At 40.7% G+C, this 26,619-nt stretch carries 30 protein-coding genes; 25 read left to right on the top strand and 5 right to left on the bottom strand.

All coding sequences use genetic code 11. The annotated features are described in order from the left end of the window. The first annotated feature begins 40 nt into the window (after window positions 1-40). Window positions 41-1,099 carry a YncE family protein gene (locus IC619_RS01765; protein WP_191138396.1) on the top strand — a complete coding sequence of 353 codons (1,059 nt, stop codon included), beginning with the start codon at window positions 41-43 and terminating at the stop codon, window positions 1,097-1,099. Window positions 1,100-1,152: 53 nt separating this feature from the next. On the opposite strand, the gene IC619_RS01760 is transcribed toward IC619_RS01765, so the two are convergent. From IC619_RS01760 to IC619_RS01750, 3 genes are read right to left on the bottom strand one after another with little or no spacing between them, the layout of a single operon-like run. Further along, window positions 1,153-2,136 (bottom strand): ABC transporter permease, encoded by a 984-nt coding sequence (locus tag IC619_RS01760; RefSeq protein ID WP_191138395.1) that lies wholly within the window; start codon window positions 2,134-2,136, stop codon window positions 1,153-1,155. Continuing rightward, window positions 2,117-3,055, bottom strand: coding sequence for an ATP-binding cassette domain-containing protein (locus IC619_RS01755; protein WP_191138394.1), 939 nt, complete (start codon window positions 3,053-3,055; stop codon window positions 2,117-2,119). The genes IC619_RS01760 and IC619_RS01755 overlap by 20 nt, the downstream gene beginning before the upstream one ends. Beyond that, window positions 3,052-3,864 carry a GDSL-type esterase/lipase family protein gene (locus IC619_RS01750; protein WP_191138393.1) on the bottom strand — a complete coding sequence of 271 codons (813 nt, stop codon included), beginning with the start codon at window positions 3,862-3,864 and terminating at the stop codon, window positions 3,052-3,054. The genes IC619_RS01755 and IC619_RS01750 overlap by 4 nt, the downstream gene beginning before the upstream one ends. Before the next feature lie 197 nt (window positions 3,865-4,061). Between IC619_RS01750 and IC619_RS01745 the strand changes: the two genes are divergently transcribed. The 8 genes from IC619_RS01745 (at window position 4,062) to IC619_RS17460 (ending at window position 10,293) form a co-directional block, all read left to right on the top strand. Next, window positions 4,062-4,598, top strand: coding sequence for a LysM peptidoglycan-binding domain-containing protein (locus tag IC619_RS01745; RefSeq protein WP_191138392.1), 537 nt, complete (start codon window positions 4,062-4,064; stop codon window positions 4,596-4,598). A 15-nt stretch (window positions 4,599-4,613) separates the two neighbouring features. Further along, the gene (locus tag IC619_RS01740; protein ID WP_191138391.1) at window positions 4,614-5,558 is read left to right on the top strand and encodes a protein kinase family protein; all 945 of its coding nucleotides are present in this window, start codon (window positions 4,614-4,616) and stop codon (window positions 5,556-5,558) included. A 106-nt stretch (window positions 5,559-5,664) separates the two neighbouring features. Further along, a complete protein-coding gene (locus IC619_RS01735) occupies window positions 5,665-6,522 on the top strand; it encodes a nitrilase-related carbon-nitrogen hydrolase (protein ID WP_191138390.1) in 858 nt (285 codons plus the stop codon). Next, complete coding sequence (locus IC619_RS01730) at window positions 6,519-7,370, top strand: NAD+ synthase (RefSeq protein WP_347239745.1); 852 nt, start codon at window positions 6,519-6,521, stop codon at window positions 7,368-7,370. Before IC619_RS01735 ends, IC619_RS01730 begins: the two co-directional genes overlap by 4 nt. Before the next feature lie 21 nt (window positions 7,371-7,391). Continuing rightward, window positions 7,392-8,132: a YebC/PmpR family DNA-binding transcriptional regulator gene (locus tag IC619_RS01725; protein ID WP_191138388.1), complete on the top strand. Its 741-nt coding sequence runs from the start codon at window positions 7,392-7,394 to the stop codon at window positions 8,130-8,132. Window positions 8,133-8,314: 182 nt separating this feature from the next. Further along, window positions 8,315-9,478, top strand: a complete 1,164-nt coding sequence (locus IC619_RS01720) for a cation:proton antiporter (RefSeq protein ID WP_191138387.1) — start codon at window positions 8,315-8,317, stop codon at window positions 9,476-9,478. Between the two features lie 99 nt (window positions 9,479-9,577). Further along, window positions 9,578-9,928, top strand: a complete 351-nt coding sequence (locus tag IC619_RS01715; protein ID WP_191138386.1) for a hypothetical protein — start codon at window positions 9,578-9,580, stop codon at window positions 9,926-9,928. Between the two features lie 149 nt (window positions 9,929-10,077). Then, the gene (locus IC619_RS17460; protein ID WP_488212617.1) at window positions 10,078-10,293 is read left to right on the top strand and encodes a transposase; all 216 of its coding nucleotides are present in this window, start codon (window positions 10,078-10,080) and stop codon (window positions 10,291-10,293) included. 82 nt (window positions 10,294-10,375) lie between these two features. Here the strand turns inward: IC619_RS17460 and IC619_RS17265 are convergent, their stop codons facing one another. Next, window positions 10,376-10,492: a hypothetical protein gene (locus tag IC619_RS17265; protein ID WP_430624086.1), complete on the bottom strand. Its 117-nt coding sequence runs from the start codon at window positions 10,490-10,492 to the stop codon at window positions 10,376-10,378. Window positions 10,493-10,523: 31 nt separating this feature from the next. Then, complete coding sequence (locus tag IC619_RS01710) at window positions 10,524-11,861, bottom strand: aminotransferase-like domain-containing protein (protein WP_191138385.1); 1,338 nt, start codon at window positions 11,859-11,861, stop codon at window positions 10,524-10,526. A 309-nt stretch (window positions 11,862-12,170) separates the two neighbouring features. Here IC619_RS01710 and IC619_RS16660 point away from each other — a divergent pair, with 309 nt between their 5' ends. From IC619_RS16660 to tgt, 16 genes are all read left to right on the top strand, one after another. Continuing rightward, window positions 12,171-12,518 (top strand): penicillin-binding transpeptidase domain-containing protein, encoded by a 348-nt coding sequence (locus IC619_RS16660; protein WP_224749572.1) that lies wholly within the window; start codon window positions 12,171-12,173, stop codon window positions 12,516-12,518. A 99-nt stretch (window positions 12,519-12,617) separates the two neighbouring features. After that, window positions 12,618-12,746 (top strand): hypothetical protein, encoded by a 129-nt coding sequence (locus tag IC619_RS16970; protein WP_255506001.1) that lies wholly within the window; start codon window positions 12,618-12,620, stop codon window positions 12,744-12,746. A gap of 329 nt (window positions 12,747-13,075) precedes the next feature. Further along, window positions 13,076-13,546 carry a phage tail protein gene (locus IC619_RS01700; RefSeq protein ID WP_191138384.1) on the top strand — a complete coding sequence of 157 codons (471 nt, stop codon included), beginning with the start codon at window positions 13,076-13,078 and terminating at the stop codon, window positions 13,544-13,546. Between the two features lie 433 nt (window positions 13,547-13,979). Next, complete coding sequence (locus tag IC619_RS01695; protein WP_191138383.1) at window positions 13,980-14,483, top strand: PCYCGC motif-containing (lipo)protein; 504 nt, start codon at window positions 13,980-13,982, stop codon at window positions 14,481-14,483. A gap of 174 nt (window positions 14,484-14,657) precedes the next feature. After that, window positions 14,658-15,479, top strand: coding sequence for a polysaccharide deacetylase family protein (locus IC619_RS01690; protein ID WP_224749571.1), 822 nt, complete (start codon window positions 14,658-14,660; stop codon window positions 15,477-15,479). Between the two features lie 39 nt (window positions 15,480-15,518). Next, window positions 15,519-17,099, top strand: a complete 1,581-nt coding sequence (locus IC619_RS01685) for a cation:proton antiporter (protein ID WP_191138382.1) — start codon at window positions 15,519-15,521, stop codon at window positions 17,097-17,099. Window positions 17,100-17,224: 125 nt separating this feature from the next. Further along, entirely contained in the window at window positions 17,225-18,256 is a 1,032-nt protein-coding gene (locus IC619_RS01680; protein ID WP_224749570.1) for a multicopper oxidase domain-containing protein, read from the top strand. A 17-nt stretch (window positions 18,257-18,273) separates the two neighbouring features. Beyond that, window positions 18,274-19,458 (top strand): ZIP family metal transporter, encoded by a 1,185-nt coding sequence (locus IC619_RS01675; protein WP_191138381.1) that lies wholly within the window; start codon window positions 18,274-18,276, stop codon window positions 19,456-19,458. A gap of 126 nt (window positions 19,459-19,584) precedes the next feature. Next, complete coding sequence (locus IC619_RS01670) at window positions 19,585-20,466, top strand: YitT family protein (protein ID WP_191138380.1); 882 nt, start codon at window positions 19,585-19,587, stop codon at window positions 20,464-20,466. Between the two features lie 366 nt (window positions 20,467-20,832). After that, a complete protein-coding gene (gene holB, locus IC619_RS01665; RefSeq protein WP_191138379.1) occupies window positions 20,833-21,852 on the top strand; it encodes a DNA polymerase III subunit delta' in 1,020 nt (339 codons plus the stop codon). 135 nt (window positions 21,853-21,987) lie between these two features. Then, entirely contained in the window at window positions 21,988-22,479 is a 492-nt protein-coding gene (gene ruvC, locus IC619_RS01660) for a crossover junction endodeoxyribonuclease RuvC (RefSeq protein WP_191138378.1), read from the top strand. Continuing rightward, entirely contained in the window at window positions 22,476-23,084 is a 609-nt protein-coding gene (gene ruvA, locus IC619_RS01655) for a Holliday junction branch migration protein RuvA (RefSeq protein ID WP_191138377.1), read from the top strand. Before ruvC ends, ruvA begins: the two co-directional genes overlap by 4 nt. A 14-nt stretch (window positions 23,085-23,098) precedes the next feature. After that, entirely contained in the window at window positions 23,099-24,097 is a 999-nt protein-coding gene (gene ruvB / locus IC619_RS01650) for a Holliday junction branch migration DNA helicase RuvB (RefSeq protein ID WP_191138376.1), read from the top strand. Beyond that, window positions 24,094-24,312: a DUF2905 domain-containing protein gene (locus tag IC619_RS01645; protein WP_191138375.1), complete on the top strand. Its 219-nt coding sequence runs from the start codon at window positions 24,094-24,096 to the stop codon at window positions 24,310-24,312. The genes ruvB and IC619_RS01645 overlap by 4 nt, the downstream gene beginning before the upstream one ends. 78 nt (window positions 24,313-24,390) lie before the next feature. Then, a complete protein-coding gene (gene queA, locus IC619_RS01640; protein ID WP_191138374.1) occupies window positions 24,391-25,422 on the top strand; it encodes a tRNA preQ1(34) S-adenosylmethionine ribosyltransferase-isomerase QueA in 1,032 nt (343 codons plus the stop codon). Between the two features lie 34 nt (window positions 25,423-25,456). Beyond that, complete coding sequence (tgt, locus tag IC619_RS01635; RefSeq protein WP_191138373.1) at window positions 25,457-26,593, top strand: tRNA guanosine(34) transglycosylase Tgt; 1,137 nt, start codon at window positions 25,457-25,459, stop codon at window positions 26,591-26,593. The last annotated feature ends 26 nt before the right edge of the window (window positions 26,594-26,619 follow it).

The raw sequence follows: 26,619 nt of genomic DNA, 5'->3' as shown, positions 1-26,619 counted from the left end.
AACAATTCATAAAGCAATATGATTAAAAGGAGGTAGATCGATGTCATCTGTGTATGTTGCGAATTTTGGCGGGAGCAGAGTATCCGTCATTGACACAAAGGTAAATCAACTTATTTCAAATATTGCGGTTGGAGGACCTCCATTGGCGTTAGTTCTTTCACCCAATGGGCAATACGGTTATATATTATGTGAAGGCACTCCTGGCCATGTGACGGTTATAGACACAAAGGACCACAGCGTAACAGCACTGATAGAGGTGGGTTCGCTATCGTTTGAAGAGATTCCAACTAAGCCCATCATGATCACGCATGATGGAAAATGGATCTATGTAGCTAATAATCAAAGTAATTCGGTCACCGTGATCGATGCAAAAGATAATCGCGTAGTAGCAACCGTTCAAGTGGAGGCTGAACCGCTCTTTATAGCGATCACACCAGACGATCAATATGTATATGTTGCAAATTCAAGCATTAACTCTGCTGTAGCTTCTGTAACCGTGATTGAAACGAGAACGCATCAAGTTATGTCAACGATAAGGGTAGGCGGGTTTGCAGCCAATATCAGAATCACATCAGATGGACGGTATGCCTATATCTGTAATTCGAGAGATGATCAAGTCTCCGTCATTGATATGAAGACGAAAAAAGTCATCGCCACTATTATGGTGGGGGAAAGTCCATCTGATCTGGAGATCACACCTAATGGCAAGTATGTTTTTGTGACCAATTCAGATGAAAACACAGTATCTGTGATTGAAACGAAGGTCAATCGAGTCATATCAACAATAGGCGTTGATTCCAGACCATCTGCTCTTGTGATCACGGCTGATGACCGATTTGTGTATGCTATCAATTTAGGTGGAAATACGCTTTCTATAATTGAGACCAAGACGAATCAGATTATTGCAACTGTAAGAGTAGGTTCAGCTCCATTCTCTCTTGGGATCACGTCGGATAGGCGTTATGTATATGTCGCGAACAGTCAGTTGGGTACCATCCCAGGTGAAGGAACGGTCACTGTGATCGAAACTAAAACAAATCAGGTAATTTCAACTGTAAAATTAGGGGGGAATCCAATCGCGTTAGCGATTACGCCATAGAATGGAGATATAAAAACCTCCAATTGTTAGATGACTAACAATTGGAGGTTTTTTTATGCGAGTACATCTCTACGTTGGAAGGTGATAAAGGCAATCAAAATCGCCAAAATCGACCAAACGGATAAGACTAGAATCGAAAACGATAAGCTCATTCCTTCTATGAGAATGGGTTTGCCCGATAAGTAATCAGTCAGTCGCAGATGCGTAAAGGCGAAATATTTTAACATGCTCCACGTAGGTGCTAACTGCGCCAGTAAGCTACCGGAAATGACTGCCGCGAGCATAACGCCCATACTGGCAGCTGTACCTCTAACGAGGACGGATACCATGAAGGAAAGGGTCCCTACTGCCACACAGGTAAACCAAGCAAGACCATATGCCATTAAAATATATTTCCATTGGGGTACCAGGTGGACAAAGCTGGTGATGAGTTGTCCATTCTGTTCTTGGAAACCTGTTAAGACTGGCATATTCCAGCCTTGATAGCCGAAGATGACACCTGAGATTAGGTAACTGAGTATGGCGGTAATCATCATCAGCACAGAAATGGATAGCAGGAGGGCCAAGTATTTACTCAATAAGACTTTCCATCGTTGAACAGGCCTAGTTAACAATGATTTGATCGTGCCAGCTGTATGTTCTGACGATACGATATCTGCTGCCAATACGACAACAAGTAGCGGTAAAAACAGCGAGACGGATTCTTCTATAAATTTCCGTACGAAGGTAGGTGCACCCGGTGCTGTCGGGTTAATATCATGATCGAGGTAGTATTGTTGTTGCTGAATACTTAATTTGATCCAATCCCGCCACTCTTCTGGCAAACGACTGGACGAAAGTCGATTTTGTTGGTCGATGATTTGTTGTTGCAAGAGTGCACGCCAGTCAGATGTACCCATCTCCGCCACAGTTTGTTGAATGGTGCGGAATTGAGCATAAGTGAAAATCGGTATCAGGACGAGTAGGATGAGAGTGATCACCCAAATCCGTTTTTTTCGTACCATTTTGAGCCATTCATTATAGATTAGCGGAATCATCTGTTTGGCCTCCAGTCATCGCTAAAAAGATATCTTCTAAGGTTTGTTGGTAGGGGCGAATTCCGACTACATGTAGTTGTTCTTGTAGGAGCTTTGCATTTGTCTCTGCTATTTTTTCGAGCGGCATTTGTACACGGAGTATATTGTGTGCGCGCTTCTGAATCGTTGTAATATACGGAAGTGATTTAAAGTATGTTTGGGCTTGTTCCCATTCGTCTACCGTCCACTCGACTTGTGGATGTTGGTCAATTAAGTCAGAGACCGGTCCTGTTTTGACAATACGGCCATGATGAATAATAGCTACACGGTCACATAGTAATTGGACTTCATTCAAAATGTGACTGGAAACAAAAACGCTGATTCCTTTCTCGGTGGCCAGCATCCGGATAAACGTACGTAATTCACGAATCCCGGCAGGATCTAAGCCATTGGTGGGCTCATCTAAAATGAGCAACTTCGGATCTCCAAGTAAGGCTTGTGCGATTCCAAGTCGCTGCTTCATGCCTAAAGAATAGGTTTTGACTAAATCATGAACGCGTTGATCTAGTTCGACTAAGCGAATCACTTCATCAATCTTGGTTTGTGAGACATTTTTCATCATGCGGGCAAATAAACGCATATTTTCCATACCCGTTAAGTAAGGATACAATTCAGGATTTTCTACAATACACCCGATTTGGCGGATAGCAGGTATAAACTGACGCTGTAAATCATAGCCATTAATTTGGATGGTTCCCGCAGTGGGGCGAATAAGTCCCACCAGCATACGAATCGTAGTGGTTTTCCCTGCGCCATTAGGGCCTAAAAAACCGTATACTTCTCCCGGCTGGACATTAAAATTAAGATTATGGACAATTTCCCGCTTGCCAATTTTTTTGGTGAGATTGGAAACAGATAAAAGTGTTGTTGGATTTGTCACTTGGATGTATCCTCCCCAGGGTGATCCTGCAATAATGGTATGAGACGATTGGCCATACGTGTATAGCCGGCTTGATTCGGATGGAAATGGTCACTATACAAATAAGCATTGGGTTGTAATTGGAAGAGATCAAAAGTAGGAACCATCACAACACGATCATAGTCGGCTGCTCTTTGCTGGATGGCAAGATTCCATTCAGCAACTAAAGCACTTGAAGTTTTTTCATCCGCTAGATCCGAAAACGGATTATAGAGACCGAAGACATACACAACCGCATCGTGATTTAAAGAGGTGATGGTGTCTAAAATCATATGTAAGTTTTTTTCATATTGGATCTTACTTTGATTGGCAGACTTCAGGTCGATCGACTCTAAACGACCACTCCCACGAAATAAGTCATTTCCACCAATTGTAATGGTGATCCAATCTGCTTTTTTAATCAAAGATTGCACTTTTTCTTGTTTCATTTGCTTGACGAGTTCAGAAGAGGTTTGACCACTTATAGCCAGATTGACACTACTTAAAGTGCCTTTCTTTTCTGCTTGAAGCGTTTTTTTCACCTGATCAAAATAGCCATCTCCTGTTTTATCACCAATTCCGCGTGTTAATGAATCTCCAAGTCCGAGCATGAAAAGATCAGAATCCTGAAGTTTTGAGCCTTGATCTTGCACATTTCCACTACTTTTTGGCTGGTCTGTGGTCTTAAACAATTCTTGTGTTGACAGAAAAAAGCCGAAGCTTAAGACAATAAAACAGAGCGCAGACAGGGGAAATAATAGGCTGGTCCAATTGAGGCGTCTTTTTTTCATGGTAAATTCTCCTTAATCATATTCTGACCCAAGCATGTTGATTTGACTAATGTGTATTTAACGGTCAAACGGGTTGTCTGTTTCTTCCTTCACGCATATGTATACGGTTTACTCATATTGTTGGTAATGTGAAGAAATTATTACTAGGCCTCTGCATAGGATAGATTGAACCGACAGAATGAAAAGAGGGTTGTCAATTGAAAATTCATATCGCTCGCTCCGGGGATACCATTTCAGAAGTGGCATTAAAATACAAAATGCCCGTTGAGCGTCTTTTAGAAGCAAATCCCCATATCGAAGACCATGATCAGTTGGAAGCAGGTACGAAAATTCGTGTTCCTACAGGAAAAGTTTCGATTGCGCCATCGGAGCCGACACACACTTATTTAGAGCCGGATGTCGAAGAAGAGTCTAAAGTGCCAGAGACTTTCGAAGCACGAGAAAGTAATGATGATCAACAGAGGCAAGAAGAGGCTTTTCCACCAATAGATCCTCATGCATTCTTTCATTATGGTATCATGCCGCCACCGCCTCCGCCACTACCTTTTGTATCGGATCAAGCTGGTGTTATGAATCAGGTTCCTTTTCAAATGCCTTATTATCCAGCACCCATGCCTTTTCAGCCACAACCGGTATCTTATCCCTATTATGATGCTAATCCGGTGGCCCATCCTCAGACGCATATGGAGCAGGCCTTGATCTATCGCAAAGAAAGTTCCTCAACTGAAGGATAATGAAGGGAGTAAAGGATGGAAGCACCTGACTATGTTGAAATGGAAAAGTTAATCAAGTCAGAAGTTCATCATATCAAACCCTATCGTAGAAATTGGTGTATCGATACAGCATCCGGAAAATGGATTGCCAAAAAAATAGCGAATAAAAGGTATGCGAGCTGGTGGCTAAACATAGATCAGGAGCTCCGATTGCGCGGATTTCAGGCTATGTTAACCATTCAATCAGACGATCAAACATGGTTTCTAACGCCTTTTATTGAGAGTCGTACCGGGAATTATTCCAATAAAAATGATATTAAGAAGATGATACGTACACTTGCCCGTTTTCATCATTTAGGACGCGGATTGAAGACGCCGCCTGTAGAGGGGGCGTCCTTCTTGCTTTATCATCGTTTGTATTATCGTCTGCTTCAGTTTTATCAGGTGATGTGCAATATGAACCACTTTCCGGAAGATTTGAGCAGGATATTAAGAAGAGTAGGGGAAAAACATTACAAGGCTGGTGTGCATACTTGGAAGAGACTCTCCCATTATCCGATCATTCCCCTTACCAACAGTTATCGAATGGGAAATTGCTTAGCACATCGTGATCTTGCGAGTCATAACTGGATAGTCGATCACCGGGAAAAGGTCTGGTTGATTGATTTTGAGACCGCTGACTATGATTTGCAATTAGGAGATTACTTTCAAATATCGACTCGTATGCTAGCAGAAAATGATTGGGATATGGAATGTTTAAATGAAATCATGCAATCCTATGAATCTTTTTTGCCGTTAACCACATTGGAAAAAAAGATTTATCATATCTTGCTTTCTTTTCCCAATGAGTTTTATCGAGAAAGTATCGGGCTTGCTAAGCGTAAAGCGGGGTATAACTGGGATAGTTCCCTCCATTACTTACATAAAATTTCCAATCACTTCGATCGTTGGAATCAAGCAATAGCCCGTTTGAATATTTGATGACGAAGATTCGTGTTTTGCCTATCTATTGGTACGCCTAAGGGTTTATGGTATGATGAAAAATGGAATTATAGCCTTTAGGGTTGACCTGAGGAGGGCACAAGAAATGAGAGTAGCAATTGCACAAATAAGACCACGCTTGGGTCGTGTAGATGAAAACTTAGCGTTACACGAAAAGATGATCCGCAGTGCGCAAGAACAAGAGGTGGATCTCATCGTTTTTCCTGAACTCAGTTTAACAGGTTACAATTTATTGGATCTCACATATGAAGTAGCGCGAGATCCATTTAGCCCCGATATTCAGTCTTTGGTAAACACAGCGGGAGAAATGGATGTCGTGTTTGGTTTTGTTGAGAGTACTCCTGAGCACAATTTATACAACTCAGCAGTCTATGTCAGTAACCAACAACTCAATACGCTTCATCGTAAAATCTATTTACCTACATATGGCATGTTTGATGAAGCACGTTATTTTGGTCGTGGCGATCGGATTCATAGCTTTCCAACACGTTTTGGGGCAATGGGACTACTGATATGTGAAGATATGTGGCATGCTTCTACTTCCTACATATTGGCACAGGATGGCGCACAAATGATCATTGTCCTTTCGAATTCACCTGGACGAGGACTAAATGAAGAAGGATTAGACGCGCAAGATACTTGGTATTCGATTATGAAAAACCAAGCCTTGCTTCACGGTTCCTATATCCTTTTTGCCAATCGAGTAGGCACTGAAGACGGGGTTACCTTCTTTGGGGGTTCGGCCGTGATGAATCCACATGGCGTTATTGAAAAAACGGGGGCCCTTTTTAAAGAAGAATTGTTGATTGTAGATATTGATTTTGAAAAAGTAAAACGTGCTCGCTATCAGATGCCCATGCTTCGTGATGAAAATCGCGATCTGACCATTCGTGAATTACAGCGCATTCAGCGTAAGTACACCGGGGAGGGAATATGGCGGTGACTGTAGTAGAGGAAATTTTAGAACAAGCACCTTTTTTACGTATCAATGAAGTATTAGCAACGGAAATGTTAACGACGGCTTTACGAGAAGAAGTTGAAAAAAGCGGTTTTAGCAAAGTGATTTTAGGATTATCTGGGGGAATAGATTCGGCTTTATCTTTATACTTGGCCGTTAAGGCTTTTGGTTCGGAAAATGTGATTGCAGTCTGTATGCCGTATCAGACAAGCAGTCCAGATAGCCTCGCACATGCGCAACTGGCCATTGAAGATACCCAAGTCGAATCTTTTACGGTAGATATTACACCTCAGATCGATGGCTATTTTGAATCCTTTCCAGATGCAAGCCCGCTCCGGCAGGGAAATAAAATGGCACGCGAACGCATGACGATCTTATATGATCTATCTGCATTGCATGAAGCTTTGGTGATCGGCACAAGTAATCGAACAGAGTTATTACTCGGGTATGGAACCCAATTTGGGGATAGTGCTTCGGCTGTAAATCCCTTAGGGGACTTATATAAGACGCAAGTACGTCAATTAGCGTCTTATCTGGGTGTATCCGAAGAGATCATTGCGAAACCACCCAGTGCTGACTTATGGGAGGATCAAACAGATGAACAAGAACTTGGATTTAGTTATTTAGAAGTTGACCAATTGCTTTATTATATGGTGGATCATAACTATTCACTATCTAAGCTACATGAACTCGGATTTGAGCAGTCGTTTATCGATCAAGTGAGTAAACGCATTATACGCAATCAGTACAAACGTACCATGCCTGTCATCTTAAAAGTAAGTAACCGCACGGTGGGAATTGACTTTCGTTATCTACGTGACTGGGGATTATAAAGAGAAACGAGGTGGGAGAGCATGGCAGGACATTCTAAATGGAAGAATATACAACATCGCAAAGGGAGACAAGATGCGATTCGTGGCAAGATTTTTGCAAAGCTGGCCCGTGAGATTTATGTAGCAGCGCGTGAAGGGGATAAAGATCCTGCGACCAATCAAAAATTACGACTTGCGATTACGAAAGCCAAGGCCCAAAATATGCCCAATGATAACATAGAGCGAGCCATCCAAAAAGCAGCCGGTGGCGGAGATGGAGATGAGTTCGAATCCATCTTATATGAAGGTTACGGACCAGCGGGTATTGCTGTAATGGTCGAAGCATTAACAGATAATCGAAATCGTACCGCAGCGGATGTACGCCATATCTTTTCTAAACGTGGGGGGAATTTGGGCGAGAGCGGATGTGTGTCGTGGATGTTCGAGCGCAAAGGGGTGCTGACTATAGCGCGCCAATCACTTGTACTGGATGAAGATGAGCTCGTCCTTCTCGCATTAGAACAGGGTGCAGATGATTTAGAAATCACCGACAAGTACTATGAACTTACCGTTTCTCCTACGGCCTTCGAACAGGTGAAGAATGGATTGGAAGAAAGCGACATAACTTTTACTGATGCCGAAATTACCTTTGTCCCCCAAAATAAGATTCACATTTCTGGGGAAACACTGACCAGCATCCTTACCCTGCTGGAAGCGCTCGAAGATCACGACGATGTACAAAGTGTGTATACCAATTTTGATATGGAAGAAAGTGATGGATAAAGGGATGGCAGTGATGTTTACGCAACATGCTTGGGGAAATTAGATAATAAGTATTGAAGAAGTGGCGATTTACACCTATAATAGAGTAAAAGAGCATAGTAAAGCATACTGGAGGAGCCTGTCATCGACGGGCTCTTTCTGTCATTTTATATGTGGAAAATAAAGTAAGGGATGGGATTATATTGTTTTTTTTCTTTCAACTCCTCCTCATTTTAGTAGCTGTTAAATTTGCTGGAGATTTAAGTGCTCGTTTAGGGCAACCAGCGGTACTGGGGAAATTGCTGGTTGGGGTTCTGGTGGGACCAGCAATGCTCGGATTCATCGAAAGTAGTGACATTATCACTGAATTGAGCCAGATCGGTGTGCTTCTCTTAATGTTTATTGCTGGATTAGAAACCGATGTAGATCAATTGAATAAAACAAAACGTTCGTCATTTGCTGTCGCTGTTGGTGGCATTCTGCTTCCCCTATTAGGTGGTTATATCGGGGGGATTGCTTTCGGGATGTCGCAATTTGAAGCGATTTTCATTGGATTGTTATTGTCGGCTACATCCGTTAGTATTTCTGTGCAAACCTTACGTGATCTCGGTCAACTAAAAAGTAAAGAGAGTGCTACTATACTGGGTGCAGCGATCGTCGATGATATTCTGGTTGTGATCTTACTCGCCTTCACCATGAGCTTTGTGGGCAGTGGAGATGCACTCTCCCTTGTGATCGGGAAGAAATTTTTATTTTTTGTCCTTGTCATCGGTATCTGTTGGAAAGTAGTCCCGTGGCTCATGCGCTTATTTGCCCGCTTACGCATCACCGAAGCCGTGATGAGCGGCGCTATGGTCATCTTGCTCGGACTTGCTTTTATGGCTGAAAAGCTTGGGGTTGCTGGTATTATCGGTGCATTTGCCGCGGGGATTGCGATTTCACAAACTTCGTTTAAGCATGTGGTAGAAGAAAAGATCGAACCGATTGCCTATGTCATATTCGTTCCGATCTTCTTTATCAGTATTGGTTTAAATGTGAGTTTTGTTGGATTATCGGATCAAATCTTATTTATTACTATCTTTACCATTATCGGGATTTTGAGCAAGCTGATCGGTAGTGGATTAGGTGCACGCCTTACCGGTTATCAATGGAAATCAGCACTTGGAATCGGTTCAGGAATGATCTCACGCGGAGAAGTAGCGCTTATTATTGCAACTATCGGGAAGCAAGCGGACTTACTGTCTGATAAGTATTATACTTCTATCGTGATTGTCATATTAATTACAACTTTAGTTACACCGCCACTGCTTAAAATCATTTTCGGTGAAAAGAAAGTAGAACCACCAGAAAAAATGCAAAGTGCATAGGACAAAACTTTAAAAAAGCTTGTCATTTGGCAAGCTTTTTTATAAATTAACGAGAAAATATAAGACTTTTATAGTAAAATGAATGTAGGAGGGGAGTAGATGGAACTTAGATTTATAGATTTAAACCACATGAAGCGCTATCAAGCTTTAAAAGCGAGTCCCTACTCGAGAAATGATATTGAATACAACTCAGCTTACTACTTACTTACCTTATTAAGCCGACCGGTTGAGAAATACGTATCTCGATATGGAACTGAATTTGAGGCCTTGATCAAGGATTCCATGTACTGGGATGCACAAGAGCGGGCTATCGTAAATCTAGCCAATTCATTATTTAGCGGTGTGATGGATCATAAAACAGACATACATGATATTTTCAAATACTTACGTGATCCTTACCATCGTGCAGCGATTAATGTCATTAAATATCGTTATCATATTCAGGACTAATCTTATTTTATACGAGAGCAGGATGGGGCTGTCCCAAAAGGGGCTTGCCTCTTTTTATTTTTCTACGAAAATATAAAAAGAAATCGTTCACTTGTAGTAAAATGAATGTACCAACAACCATCTACTAAAGGCGCGATTTCTTATGAGTAATATTACTATTATCGATTATAACATGGAGCTGTTGTGTCTTCCAAATCCATGCGAAACATATGGTTCGTATCATCAATGATGCGATTAATCGAATAAATGATCGTGTTTTTCTGAAATACTATTCAGGTGGTGGTCGAAGCAGTTACCATCCTAAAATGATGACTAAAATCATTGTTTTCTCCTTTAATATAGTTCAAAAACTGTGGTTTTCATAAAAATACACCTCCAACTGCTAGTTATGCCTAACAACTAGGGTGAAATTCAATCTGAGCATAACTCTCTTTTTTTACAAATTCACTATATCGTGTCAATCTTATCAAAGATACCTAATGTAATCTCTCCTTCGTGATAAAATTCAATTAGATAATCTAAGTCAGGATCTGATAACCATGTATCAAAGCTAACTGCAGTAATATCATCAACCGAGTTTTATATATAGATTTTATCAACGTTGCAAATCGACTATTCCATCTCCGATCTTCTTCACCCCAACCGGAATTCTCCGATCCTCCACCTGTGATACACTCACCCGTATTAGGTTTTCCTTCTTATACTGTGGGAGATACATATTAGTTGCATCTTGAACCAATACATTCTTCTCTTTTAGATGTTCTACAAGATCTTTAGCTTTCATACCACCAGGAAGTTCAATTGTCGAGTAGAAGCCGGAGTCACCACCTGTGAATGTGGACCCAGCAGGCAGATATTCGAGATAAGCCTGTTTGAGTATGGTACCTTTTTTCTTGTATTGTCTTCTAAGCTTTTGAATATGTGCTTTATACATTCCGCTACTTAAATAAATTTCAAGTGCCCCTTGGGTAAGGACTGGTGTATGGATATCGGCTGCAAATTTGACTCTTATGAAATCTTTTAATAGCACTTCTGGCAAGACAGTCATTCCTAATCTTAAGCCGGGCAATAAGACTTTCGAGAAACTTTTGGTATAAATCACTCTGCCAGATGGATCATATGCAAACATGGGATCAGTCTTTTTTTTTGTGTCGAGATCTCCCATGTAGTCGTCCTCGACGATATACACATCATATTTTTTGGCCAGTTCTACAACTTCCTTTTTTTGCTGATTGGTGTAGCTGAAGCCTGTAGGATTCTGAAATCTTGAGACTGTATAAAAAAATTTGATGCTTTCTTCCTTAAATACTTTTTTTAAATAATCAAGATCAATACCATTCTGGCTTATTTCGATTCCTACAGTTTTCAAGCCACGGGAAGTAATAGAATCGATAAAACTGAAATGGGTCGGCTGTTCTACACAGATCGTTTCTTTTTGATTTGGAAATGGGAGCGAGACTAACAGGTCAAGTGCTTGTTGGGATCCCGATACAACACAGATTCTTTCAGGAGGCGCAAAAACTTGAAGATCCTGAATTTGCTTTGATAACTGATGGCGAAGGATGGGTAAACCTTGAGGCTCGGAGTACTGAAACATTTCCTCTTTATAAAGCTCAATCGCCTGATTCATACAATGTTGATAGTCCCGATAAGGCATTTTACTTTTGTCAGGGCCAGCTGAGGAGAAGTCAATGATTATTGGTTCGGATATCGCCGATTTGTCACTCCCCACAAGAATATAGCCACTTCTGGGAACAGAGTAGATTTGATGTGCTTTTTCCAATTCACTGTAGGCCTTCACAATGGTGTTGATACTACAGTTTAATTCGTTTGCAAAGTTACGGATGGAAGGGAGTTTCTTCCCGGATTGTAACCGTCCATCTTTGATTCTGGATTGAATTTCAGCAATGACTTCCTTATATTTATTTCCCATGATTGTGCTCCTCTCCAAGTATCTGTATGGGTACAGATGACAAGAACAGTTCTTTGCTAAGTCTATTTGGTTGATTATAGTATAAGGGAACAACAACCAATTGACATTCTGACATAAAGGAGTGGGAAAGTGAAGTGGATGAGGAGTATTGGCTGTGCTGATTGCTGGAATGGGAACTTCTGTTATAGCAGAGTAGCAGAATACAGAGGTGTCAGACGTTGAAGAGGGAACGATAAGATATATATCTATAACAAGGAGAGAAGCAAAGAGAGATTCATCCCTGAATCGACTTTTAAAATCGCAAATGCTTTGATCGGTCTAGAAACTTCAGCAATAAGGGATGAATATGAAGTAAAGCGCTGGGATGGTGTGGAACGAGAATTTGAGAGCTGGGACCGTGACCATTCACTAGCTTCTGCCATGAGGGAGTGCGCTATAGGGTTCTACTTGGATATAGCGAGAATAATAGGGAAAAAAGAGATGCAACAGAGCGTTTCAAGACTAAATTGCCAAAACCATTATATATCAGGAGGAGTCGATACATTTTGTCTAGATAGTAGTCGGAAAATTTCAGCCTTGGAGCAAGTAGCGTTTATAGAAATGCTGGTCGAGGAACAGTTCCCTATTGCTGAGAAGCATCAAAAAACTGTTAAGTGAAAGATGATTCAGGATGAACAAGATAAATACACGCTCCATGAAAAATTGGGATAAGACTGTCAGGCATGGGATTGGGATGGTATGTAGGTTTTGTTGAAAATGAGCAAGGTATATGGGTTTTTGCTGTTAATATTGATGGATCTGGAACCTTGGCGAAAAAATATCGCATTAGAAGAATGGAAGGAAAAAGAGATTATTACTCCAGATGAACAAAAATGTCTGAAGTAATTTACCAATAACAATAATAGAAACATGATTCTAATTTTGTAGTAGAAGTAGCACCAGCAACTGCACGTCGAAGTGCAAGCTGTCCAAATACCGGAATGTGAATGTCCAATAATGACTAAAACAAAGCATGAATACAATGTCCGTCCGCCAATAGCTTTAGTAGCCGCTTAAACGCTAGATACAGCAAAAACTTTCACGAAATTGCACTTCTTAGGGTATTTGCTGAGTCTACGTCTGATAGAAGCATCAATACGAGAAGAACCTAGAGTGATCCATTTATCCAAAAAGAAATATCTAGTTATTAGAAAATACAGAGGTAAAGGGATGGGATGAGAATGTCCTATATTGTTGACTTTAAAAATGTCTCTACAATTGGTTTAGAGTCTTCACCAGTAGCAAAAACCCTTGCTGGTTTACGTGCTCACGAAGCCCGTTACTTTATGAACAAATATAAGCATGAATTTGCGGTTACACCAGCTAGCAAAAGCAAGGAGATCGTTGATTATGTGAAACGAATTTTGAGTGAAGAACGTGATATTGCGTTTGCTGCCGAACCTTTAGAAACATCGTGTTTTCAAGTGGAAAACATCAAATTTTCCTATGTCTTTTATGCGAATGGTCTTGTCGTCAATGTCATGTATACGATTGATAATCCTAAAAAGCGAGCCATTGGTTTTAAACTTTCTGAGAAGATGGAAATACCAAAAGAGTTAGAAAGTAATTTTAAATTTGCTAGACAGAAGTCTAAGCTAGCGGGAATAATTCGAGGTTCATTTTTTGTAATTAAAGGAGAATATTAGAGGCCATTTCAAAAATGACGAAGGGAACGCCAAATCTTCGATCTAGCCGATTAGAATATTCATATCAAAAAAAGGAATTACGTATACAGAGAAGAGTAAGAGACCCCTTTGAAATTCGTTCCGAAGGGGAAAAATTCATGATCTCTATTAGTTAAGATGGCAAGTTGAAATCCTGTTTAAAGCTTGGAAGTCTTTGTTTCTGATTCAATGAATTCAGCTCCACCAACCTTTTTACAAAGATTTTAAATGGGTGGAGTTTAAGCGTTTATTTCTATTAATTTATGTTATGAAAGGGGATTTTTTTTGCAACGGGTTGGCGTGATTATATAATCGGAGATGGAGGAGAAGCGACCCACAAAAAAACATTTAATCGACAAATGTTGATCAGGGCAGATGTTGTAAAATGTAAAGTGTATCTATGAGGAGGGAAGCTATGAAGAGAAAGCAATCGTGGTTTCTGATTACATTATGCATAGTCGGTAGTTTTTTCATATTTAGTGGCTGTGGTGCCGATGTGAGTCAAAGCAGTAAAGAGACGAAAATGGCGCACAATGCCATGTCAGGTGATATACAGGAGGAGACCACAAGCGAACAACTTCCTTCTTTCTTATCTGGAGAGAATGAAACGGTTAAAGAGGCGTATCGTACGGCGCTGATGCATCATGATTTGATTACGTCGATTCCATGTTACTGTGGTTGCGGCATGAGTGCTGGGCATGAGAACAATAAAGACTGTTTTATCAAAGAGATCAAAGAGAATGGGAATGTCGTATGGGATTCACATGGTATGAAGTGCTATGCCTGTCAGCAAATTGCGATGGAATCAGCGAAGTTAAAGGCGGAAGGTAAGACACCCCTACAAATTCGAACCATTATCGACGATTTATATCAGAATGGATATGGTGAACCCACGCCAACGCCTATGCCAGCAGGTTAATAGATAAAAAGTTCATTACACTCGAGGTAATGAACTTTTTTAGTTGAATCGAGATGGACAAAACTTTCCTGAATCACATGTCGAGATTTGTTTGAATATGATAAAATATAAAGTATGAAACATGCTTTTTTCTCAGATCGTCATATATGACATATTTTTAAGGGGGTTAGATAAATGCGTACGATTCGCTTAATCATGCTTTTATGTTTCACTCCACTTATTTTAACAGGTTGTATATATAGCACAGAAGTAGATGCTTCAGCACGTATAAGTAAGCCTAAGCAAATCAATAAAGAAGCGAGATTTAGCGAATTAAAAGAAATCAGAGTTTCCTATCAAGATAAAAAAGAATATCTACAATATCAAAAAAAAGCGCTTATTTTTCACGGACCGACAGTTGACAAAAAAGTAGCACTTACCTTTGATGATGGTCCAGATCGCCATTATACATATGAAATCTTAGCGATTTTGAAGAAAGAACAAGTGTCGGCTACTTTTTTTGTGGTGGGAAAAATGGCAGAAATATATCCAGATGTTTTGAAAAAAATGGATCAAGAAGGACATATTATTGGGAACCACTCCTATAGTCACCCTTTACTGACTAAACGTACAAATAAGCAGATTTTAGCAGAAGTAAGTCGGACAGATCAAGCGGTTGCAAAGGCAGTTGGAAAAAAACCGATCCTGATGCGACCTCCATATGGCGCGACCAATGAAATGGTTCTAAATACGCTCATCAACCAACAATATAAAATTATAAACTGGAGTGTGGATACGCAGGATTGGAAAGGTCCTTCGGCTCATCATATTGTGGCTACGGTAAAAAGACAAACCGGTCCAGGTGGAATTATCTTACAACACAATGCGGGCGGAGAGCAGTTACAAGCGACTGTAGATGCATTACCTAAGATGATTAAGCATTTGAAAGCAAATGGATATCAGTTTGTAACGGTCGATGAACTTTTACATATAGATGCTTACCGGAGCTCACAATAATGACAGATCGTTGATCATAAATGACTTTGAGGTGGATGAATGGAACTATTAGAGCTTAGCTTATTACTACTGGTGATTGCAGGGACTGTGACTGCGATTGCAAAAAAGTTAAATATTGCCTACCCGATTGCGTTAGTAATCGTAGGAGCACTGGTAGGAGTCACACCGATATCGGGTTTAGAGGAATTAAAAGCTTTTGCTGTTAAAGAGGGTGTCTTCCAATTTGCGATTATTTTTTTATTTTTGCCGGCATTATTAGGAGAAGCTAGCTTTAAAATGCCTTTTGAAAAGCTATTCATAAATAAAAAACCGATCTTGTTGCTAGCTGTCCTTTCGACTGCCATTTCTTATCTCATTGTTGGCTTTGCTTCCATGCATTGGCTCGGTTTAAGTGTACAAGCTGCCTTTACCTTTGCAGCATTGATGGCTGCCACTGATCCCGTAAGTGTGATTTCAATCTTTAAAAGCATCGGTGTAAATGAACGATTGGCAGTGATTATGGAAGGTGAGAGTCTCATTAATGATGGTCTCGCCTATGTGTTGTTTATCATTTCGAGCACCATGCTCTTAGTATATTTGGACATGGGTGCCTTAGGGATCGGATATGGTGTATTAGAATTTCTAAAAGTAGTTTGCGGGGGACTTGCAATCGGTGGCATATTTGGATATGTTTTTTCAAAATTGACCCGCATGTTTGATGACTACCCGCTTGAAATTTTATTTTCTATCATTCTATTCTATGGTTCCTTTATCGTGGCAGAAGCGTTTCATGTATCGGAAGTGATTGCGGTGGTAACCGCTGCACTTATTTTAGGAAATTATGGATCTAAGATCGGGATGTCTGCAACAACAAAGCTTAACTTGAATAGCTTTTGGGATACGCTCGCACTCATTGCCAATTCCATCGTATTCCTGATGGTAGGCTTGGAGATCAACCGTATTGATTGGATTAGCCATACGAGTAGCATTGTCTTGGCAATCATCATTGTAGTGGTGGCGCGTACCCTAGCTGTTTACGGTAGTGTTGGATTTGTAAAAGAAATTTCTTGGAAATGGAAACATGTGTTTAATTGGGGCGGTTTAAGAGGATCATTATCTATCGCACTTGCTTTAAGCTTACCCCTCGATTTTCCTTATCGCGAAAAAATGATTGTACTTGCCTTTAGTGTGGTCTTCTTCTCTTTGATCGTACAAGGGCTAACCATTAAAAAACTCGTACAATGGCTCAAAATTAATAGTGATCATCCTAAACTACAAGCATATGAAGAATATGTCGCGCGTTTTCAACGTTATCAAGTGGGGATCAATAAGCTGAACCGTTTAAAAGAGCAGGCGATTCTTTCGCCCGTACTTCATGAAGAGATGGTACAAGCATATCAAGAAAAGATGGAAAAAACGCGTCACGACATTGATCAGCTCTATCAAGAAAATCCTATGCTCCAAGCAGAGGAACAGTTAATTGCTCAAAATCAAATGTTATATGATGAACATGAAGCGATAGAAGACCTGGAGAAGCGTGAAATTATTTCTAAGCAGGTAGCTGAGCGACATCGTCTTGAATTAATTGAAAAAATTGAGCAGAATCAATCTGCAATACATGAATTAGAAGAAAAAATGTAAGCCCCATTGCGAACCCACGGTTGTTTCATGCTGTGGGTTTTTTCTTTATGAAAAAAATCCTTTTAAATAGCTCTTTTTTCCTATATAATTGTGAATGCGAAAAAGAATTGGTGGGGGGAAACATTATGAGTTTTAGTAAAGAAAATAAAGCGGAATCCTACCGCGTGTCGAGACGTGGATTGATTAAAGCAGGTTTTGGTAGTTTGATGGGTGCTACTGCAGCTACATTACTTCCAAAATGGTTTGGGCAAACCTCACAGGCAAATGCGATCGATCATTCAAAAATGAAACATAGTGCGCATATGATGACGAAACAAGCATCCGCACATGCTTATCAGGTTGCTGAGGATGTTTTATATAACTTTGATTATGGTAAAGTGAGCAAATTGCCAGATGGTAGAACATTACGTGAGTATGAAATGTTCGCACAAGAAAAAGAAGTGGAGATTGCTGGTGGTGTATACTATCCGGCATGGACGTATAACGGACGTGTGCCTGGACCAACTATTCGTGCCACAGAAGGTGACTTACTTCGTATTCATTTTACAAATGGCGCGACGCATCCGCATACGATTCACTTTCATGGAAAGCACCCTGGGAATATGGATGGCGTGTACGAGATTATAAATCCAGGTGAAAGCTTTACTTATGAATTTACGGCAGAGCCATTTGGGCTTCACTTGTATCATTGTCATGTGATGCCTCTCAAAAAACATATCGAAAAAGGCATGTACGGGGCTTTCATTATCGATCCGAAAGAGCCACGTGAGAAAATGACAGAAATGGTTATGGTGATGAATGCGTTTGACACCGATTTTGATGGTGAAAATGAGTTTTACACGGTAAACGGATTAGCGAATGCTTACATGGATCGACCGATTCAACTCAAAGTAGGAGAAAAAGTACGGGTCTATTGTGTCAATGTGACCGAATTTGATTTGATTAACTCCTTTCACTTGCATGGAGATGTTTTTAAACTCTACCGTACTGGTACATCGCTCACCCAATACGAAATTACAGATACTGTAACCATGTGTCAAGGGGAGCGCGCAATTTTAGAATTCAAATTTGATTTCCCCGGTAAGTATATGTTCCATGCTCATCAAAGCGAATTTGCTGAACTAGGCTGGATGGGTGTTTTTGAAGTTAAGGAATAGGAGGAGAAGAATATCTAATGCATACACAAACAAAAAAGTGGTTTTATGGAATTTTACCCATCCTTTTACTAGCTGTAGCTATTTTTGGCATGTTTCAGGGGATTGATAAGGTATTGACCCGCTCAGATATCCCGTTGGAAGAACTCACATTTGATCGGGTATGGGCAGAAGAAGGAAAAATACATGCTACGGTAACGAATACAGGGGCTGATCCCTTGACGATTGCCCAACTCACACTAAATGATGCCATTTGGGAATTTGAAACAACCAAAGAACAGCTTAATCGATTTGACAGTGCTGAAATTACAGTTCCGATCCATTGGGTAGAGGGTGAGCCTTACGATGTTACCATCATTACAGGAACAGGAACCGTATTTTCTGGTGAAATTGCTGCAGCGCAACTCGCGCCCAAAGCAGATGTATCCACTTATGGTATGTTTGCCTTAATTGGTATTTTTGTAGGGGTTATCCCCGTATTGCTTGGTATGCTATGGAAGCCGTTTATTGCGAAATTAGGTGGAAAAGGCTATACATTTGTATTGGCCCTTACCATTGGTTTATTAGTATTCCTAGGATTTGATTCTTTATGGGAAGCCATTGAACTCGCAGTGGAAATTCCAGGTGCTTATCAAGGAATCGGACTCATTGTTTTAGCTGGGCTAGGTACATTTTTATTGTTAAATGGTGTAAGTACTTACACAGAGTCACGACAAGCAACTGGTTCAGATTTCAATCATAAACTTACAATAGCTTACTTAATTGCACTAGGTATTGGGATACACAACTTAGGTGAAGGTTTAGCGATTGGTGCCTCTTTTGCGCTAGGTGAAGTAGCGATGGGTGCATTTTTAATCATGGGCTTCACTTTGCACAATATCACCGAAGGCCTAGCAATTGTGGCACCCGTAGCACGTGAATCGATAAAGCGCTCCAAACTGCTGCTGCATCTCATTGCGTTAGGTTTACTAGGCGGAGTACCTGCTATCTTTGGTACTTGGATTGGTGGATTTGTCTATTCTCCAGTCTGGTCACTCATTTTCTTGGCAATTGGTTCTGGAGCCATCTTTCAAGTGGTGGTCCAAGTTTTCCATTTGGAGAAACAAGAATCTAATGCTGGTGGACTGATGACGCCAGCGGGTATCACAGGTCTGATGGTTGGCATAGCTGTGATGTACATTACGGCACTGTTTGTTACGGCGTAATAGGTTCGCTTTGAAATTGCTTAAGAGCTAGCTCAATACTTCAGGTATTTGGCTAGCTCTTATTCCATTCATAGAGAACCCATAATATAATGATACTAACCTGATGAAGGAGTGGATTTTATCGAGATGGTAGAAACAGCTTTGCAACAACATAAACGCTTACCTTTAGCAACCATTATCAAAAGACTTATTTTTATTTTAATTGGAGCAGGACTTGTATCTGTAGGATTAGAACTATTTATGGTACCGAACCAAGTCGTAGATGGTGGGATTGTTGGAATATCCATCATGACCTCTTATTTAACTAAGATTCCCCTTGGTATTTTTCTCTTTGTATTTAATATTCCCTTTTTTGTGTTTGGCTATAAACAAATTGGAAAAACATTTGCTCTCTCTACACTTGTTGGTGTAGTTGCGATGTCCATAGGCACAACCTGGCTACATCATACACCACAAGTTACAGATGATCCGCTTCTAGCAGCTGTTTTTGGTGGTATTGTACTAGGAATCGGTGTAGGGATGGTGATTCGTAATGGGGGATCCCTCGATGGCACGGAGGTCATGGCGATTTGGTTGGCCAAAAAGACGCCATTTTCAGTCGGGCAAATTGTGATGTTTTTTAACCTGTTTATACTGGGTAGCGCCGGTTTCGTGTTTGGATCTTGGGATCGTGCGATGTACTCACTGATGGCTTATTTTATCGCTTTTAAGATGATTGATATTACAATTGAAGGTTTTGATGAGACAAAATCGGTATGGATTATTAGTGATCGTCATCAAGTGCTCGGTGAAGCCATTTTGAACCGGTTAGGGCGCGGCGTAACCTATCTAAATGGAGAAGGTGCTTATACCGGGGATGATAAAAAAGTGATTTTTTGTGTGGTCACGCGTTTAGAAGAAGCCAAATTAAAGTCGATTGTGGAAGAGTTGGATGCCGAAGCATTTCTAGCGATTGGACATATACATGATGTTCATGGTGGTCGTTTCAAGAAAAAAGACATTCACTAATACAAGGGATAAAATCAGTAGTGTTGATTATCCAAATTTAGGAAGTGTATGTTGAGCGGAAATGCCTTTGAGCCGTACCTAGCTCCGCCAAAACCTGAAGGAAGAAGCGGATAACCTGTTTGACCGATAGGGAGTTTTGGCGGAGCGGTCTTTTCAGCTGCTTTGCAAGGCGAAAGTGCATGGAAAGCAAAATACACGACGCTAAAATGAAAAAATAATGAAAATCAACATGCTTGGGATAAAATATTAAATCAATATCGACTTTGCTACTTTTTTCTGATATGATGAACAAATGATGAAAAATGGGCGTATTGGCGATTCGTTTTCATTTTTAGAGCGATTAAATTGATTGTATAGGTGATGAAGTTGTCCTTTAAGCATATCAAAAGTCAACCACATGTGATTGAACAATTTCAAAAGGCGTTGGCTTGGAAAAAAATCGCACATGCTTATTGCTTTTATGGCCCCAAAGGATCGGAAAAAAAGAGGATGGCGATTGAATTAGCCAAGGCGATCAATTGTGAGGTGCAAGAAGGTGATGCATGTGACCATTGCACTTCATGTAGGCAAATTGAGCATGGAAACCATCCTGACATTGTCACGATTAAGCCTGAGGGTACTTACATTAAAATTGATCAATTGCGAGAATTGCAGAGGCAATTTCGGTTTGCAGCGTCTGTGGGTGTTACACGCGTTGTCGTGATTGAAATGGCAGATCAGATGAGACCTGAAGCTGCTAATAGCTTGTTAAAATTTTTAGAAGAACCGACTTCACCGATGTTGGCGATTCTGATTACCTCACACATACAAGCGATGCTCCCGACAATTTTATCTCGCTGTCAAAAGGTTCGATTTATGGATATACCTCCTGAATTAAAAAAAGAGCAACTGATCACACATGGCATTTCAGATACAGTGGCATCGATATGGGCGCATTTATCCATACCTGTAGATGAATTAACACAATTTAATATAGACGACTTTAAAGAAACCAGTCTTCATGTGAAGCAGTGGGGGAAGTTAGTTATAAGCAATCAACCCGAAGCATTACTATCCATCGAGAGCGATTGGATGCAAGTGGATAAAGATAAAGTGCATGTTTCCTATGTATTGGAATTACTGCTCATTTGGATGCGAGATTTGGTTCAGATTAAATTAAACCGTGAGCAAGAATTGGCTTATATCGTATATCGCGATGAATTAAAAGAGGATGCGTTTCGTTGTGATATGAAAAGCTTACTTTTAATGATTGAGAATGTAATGATTGCACGCCGCTTATTAACCAAACCACAATTTCAGCCTCGTGCAGTATTAGAGCAAATGATATTAGCGAATCAACTCCATAAAATTAGCATCGAAAATAATTGGCAGTTAATCGCTACATGACAAAGCTTCTTTCCAAACTTGAGGGAAGAAGCTTTGTTTTTCCATTTGAACGGCCTGTATTTTCTTGACCTGCTTTGCTGTTGTGGTATGATTTTAGAATGAATGTTCGTTCTTGTGAGAAAGGAGAAATCGATATTGCGGATAATGGGGATTGATCCGGGGATCGCAATTGTAGGATTCGGAATTATAGATCGTTTAGGAAATCGATTATCAGCTGTCGATTATGGTTCAGTCCAAACGAAGGCAGGTTTAAATACGGCAACACGTTTAAAGCAAATTTATGATGATTTCACCAAATTATTTGCTTCCTATCAACCAGATGTGGTAGCTATTGAGAAGCTCTTTTTTAATCGAAACGTGACAACAGCTTTTACTGTAGGTCAAGCTCGCGGTGTCATGATGTTGGCAGCTGAAGAGGCTGGTGTTCCCATTACAGAATATACACCCCTACAAGTGAAGATGGGCGTAGTGGGGTATGGACAAGCAGAAAAGCGACAGGTTCAGGAAATGGTGAAAGTTTTACTTCGCTTACCTGCTATTCCTAAGCCTGACGATGTGGCAGATGCACTAGCCATTGCAATTTGTGAAGGTCATCAAATGGGTACCAAGTGGGGTATAAAAACATGATTGAGTTTATAAATGGGAAAGTGCATTATTTAGGAAGTGACTATGTGGCAGTTGCCGTAAATGGAGTAGGTTACCAAGTATATGTTGCGAATCTGTTTCGATTTGAAGAAGGATCGGATGTTTTTTTGTTTACCCATCAAGTTGTACGTGAAGATGCACAGTTATTGTACGGATTTATAACCGTTGAGGAACGGGACTTATTTCGTCTCTTACTCGAAGTGTCTGGCATTGGTCCCAAGGCTGCGATTGCTATGTTAGCAAATGGTAAACCGGAAGAAGTCGTACGAGCGATTCAACTGGAGGATCTCAAATATTTAACCAAAATGCCTGGGATTGGCAAAAAAACAGCCCAGCGTATTGTATTAGATATTCAAGATAAATTAAAGAAAAGAGGATGGGAGAATCGATTTGCGCATGATTTAATTACCAAATCTGACCTTAGTAGGGCAAATGAGCGAGATGTCGTAGATGCATTAATTGCGCTTGGTTATACTGAAGAAGAAGCAAGTGAAGCAACTGCTCGAGTTGTTGAATTCATAGTAGTAGATTCAATTTCTACAGAAGAATGGATTAAATTAGCATTGCAAAAATCAATGGTGAAGTAGGGAGGTGAGGCTATATGGAAGATCGCATCATCTCTGCAAAAATGGCCAGCGAAGATGAGCAAGTGGAGTTTAGTCTGCGTCCACGCTATTTGAGTGAATATATTGGACAGGCACATGCCAAAGAAAACTTAAAGGTATACATAGAAGCAGCAAAGATGAGAAATGAAGCGTTAGATCATGTGCTACTATATGGACCACCGGGATTGGGGAAAACAACCCTTTCTCATATTATCGCAAATGAGCTGGGTGCAAACATCCAAACGACTTCGGGTCCTGCGATTGAACGTCCAGGAGATTTGGCAGCATTACTTACCAATTTACAGCCCTATGATCTTTTATTTATCGATGAAATTCATCGGCTAAATCGCTCGGTAGAAGAAGTTTTATATCCAGCGATGGAAGATTATGCACTTGATATTTTGATTGGAAAAGGACCAAGTGCACGCTCGGTACGTTTAGATCTGCCTCCTTTTACGTTGGTTGGGGCAACGACGAGGGCTGGTTCACTCTCATCACCATTGCGTGATCGATTTGGCGTGGTAAGCCGTTTAGAGTATTATACAGTGGAGGATTTAACGCTCATTGTGCTACGTGCAGCTGATCTACTACAAGTGGGGATTCAAGAACAAGGGGCGCTAGAAATTGCCTTAAGATCAAGAGGCACTCCGCGTGTCGCCAATCGTTTATTGAAACGAGTCCGTGATTTTGTACAAGTACAAGGTGATGGTATCATTACAGGAGAAGCAGCACGCTCTGCCTTAGATCGCATTCAAGTTGATCGGTTAGGGTTGGATCAGGTTGACCATCGTTTATTGCTTTCTATTATTGAAAACTTTCGCGGTGGGCCGGTCGGTCTCGATACGATTGCAGCTACCATCGGGGAAGAAGCCCATACAGTAGAAGATGTTTATGAACCTTATTTGATGCAAATTGGGTTTTTACAACGTACACCGCGTGGTCGGATGGTTACGATGCAGTGTTGTGAGCATTTTGGAAAGGCGTGGCCGAAATGAATGCGATTACAAAAACACTCATTACAGTGGGGATTGTGTTGATCTTACTCGGTTTGTTTTGGCAAATCGGTAGTAAATGGTTTCCACTTGGGCGTTTACCTGGGGACATCAGGATTGAAAAAGGGAATGTACAGTTCTACTTTCCAATTGTGACTTGCATTGTGGTAAGTTTGCTGTTTGCATTTATTAGCTATGTGATACGCCTGTTTCGTTAAGCGTAACAGGCTTTTTGCTGGTTAAAGTTCCACTTATAGCAGTGGGGGTCTTCGACATGTTTGATTGGAGTGAAATAAATGAAGCTTTCGCAGTATGATTTTCAATTACCTTCAGAATTAATTGCGCAAAAACCCACGGTAGATCGTACAAAATCGAGGTTAATGGTTTTAGATCGTCACACGGGAGCGATAAAGCATCAATCTTTTCCTGATATTGTGACCTGCTTACAAGCGGGTGATGTTTTGGTACTCAATAACTCCCGTGTACGTCCTGCTAGGCTTATCGGTGTAAAAGAAGAAACGGGAGCTAAGATCGAACTATTGTTATTAAAGCCGTTTGGTGAGGATCGCTGGGAGGCACTCGTTAAACCGGCTAAGCGGGTAAAAGAAGGGACTGTCATCTCATTTGGAAATGGAGAATTAAAAGCAGTTGCAGAGAGGGAAACTGATGTGGCGGGTGGGCGTATTTTTCGTCTGCAATATGAAGTGGAAGATGTAGAAGTTTTATTTCAACAGTTAGGTGAAATGCCTCTTCCCCCTTATATACATGAACAATTAGAGGATCCAGAACGCTATCAGACTGTCTTTTCAAAAGTGATTGGATCAGCTGCTGCACCTACTGCGGGTCTTCATTTTACCGATTCATTATTAACACAATTGGCTATGAAAGGTGTCCATATTGTTTATCTTACACTTCATGTCGGTTTAGGAACATTTCGTCCCGTCATGGTGGAAAATATTGAAGAACATCAAATGCACGCAGAGTATTATGAACTGAGTGAGGAGACTGCACAAATCCTACAAGCAGCTAAAGACGCAGGTAGGAGAATTATCGGGGTTGGAACCACGACTGTACGTACTTTAGAAACGATCATGCGTGATCATGATACATTTCGATCCGTAAGCGGTTGGACAGATATCTTTATTTATCCCGGCTTTACCTTCCATGCGATTGATGGGATGCTTACGAATTTTCATCTTCCGCAATCATCACTTGTTATGCTAGTAAGTGCATTCTCTAAGCGAAAGCATGTTTTGCATGCATATGAAGAAGCGATTGCGCAACGGTATCGGTTTTTTAGTTTTGGAGATGCCATGTTTATCGTTTAACGATTGTATATATGATCAGTAGGAGGAAAAGAAGTTGGCAGTGAGATATGAATTCATTAAGGAGTGTAAGCAATCAGGTGCACGTCTAGGTCGTTTGCATACCCCTCATGGTGTGATTGAAACCCCTATTTTTATGCCAGTCGGCACGCAGGCTACTGTCAAAACGATCAGTCCTGAGGAATTAAAGGAAATGGAAGCACAAATCATTTTAAGTAATACGTATCATCTATTTTTGCGACCCGGACATGAATTGGTAAAAGAAGCAGGCGGCTTACACAAATTTATGAACTGGGATCGTCCGATTTTAACCGATAGTGGTGGATTTCAAGTCTTCAGTTTAAGTAACCTCAGGAAAATTACAGAGGAAGGGGTAAATTTCCGCTCCCATCTCAATGGCGAGAAATTATTTATTGGGCCTGAAACGGCTATGGAGATTCAAAATGCGTTAGGAGCAGACATTATCATGGCTTTTGATGAATGTCCGCCCTACCCAGCGGATAAATCTTATGTGAAAGCATCAACGGATCGTACCTATCGTTGGTTAAAAAGGTGTATGGAAGCCCATACGCGATCTGATGAACAAGCTTTGTTCGGAATTGTGCAAGGGGGGATGCACGAGGATCTGCGTCAAGAAGCAGCGAAGCAGTTGGTTGATCTTGATTTACCTGGGTATGCAATTGGTGGGCTTAGTGTAGGAGAATCAAAAGAGATGATGTATGAAGTGCTGTCGTATACGACTCCGCACCTCCCGCAAAATAAAGCGCGTTATTTAATGGGCGTAGGCTCTCCAGACGCGTTAATTCAAGGAGCTATTCAGGGGATTGATCTATTTGATTGTGTGTTACCTACTCGAATTGCGAGAAACGGAACAACCATGACAAGTCAAGGGCGGTTGGTCGTTAGAAATGCAAAGTATGCACGTGATTTTACACCACTTGATCCCAATTGTGATTGCTATACATGTCGCAATTATAGTCGTGCATACATCCGTCATCTTATAAAAGCAGATGAAACATTTGGACTGCGACTGACAAGTTACCATAATCTCTATTTTTTACTTGATTTGATGGATAAAGTGAGGGACGCGATTCGAAATGATCGTCTGCTCGATTTTCGAGATGAGTTTATGATTCAATACTATGGTTCTCTTCATCCGGATACTTCTTTTTAAAATTGTAAGCCAAGATCATCCAAGCC

The sequence above is a fragment of the Polycladospora coralii genome, from assembly GCF_014773435.2.
In the GTDB taxonomy this organism is placed as follows: domain Bacteria; phylum Bacillota; class Bacilli; order Thermoactinomycetales; family Thermoactinomycetaceae; genus Polycladospora; species Polycladospora coralii.
This window is presented reverse-complemented; position numbering and strand designations above follow the sequence as displayed.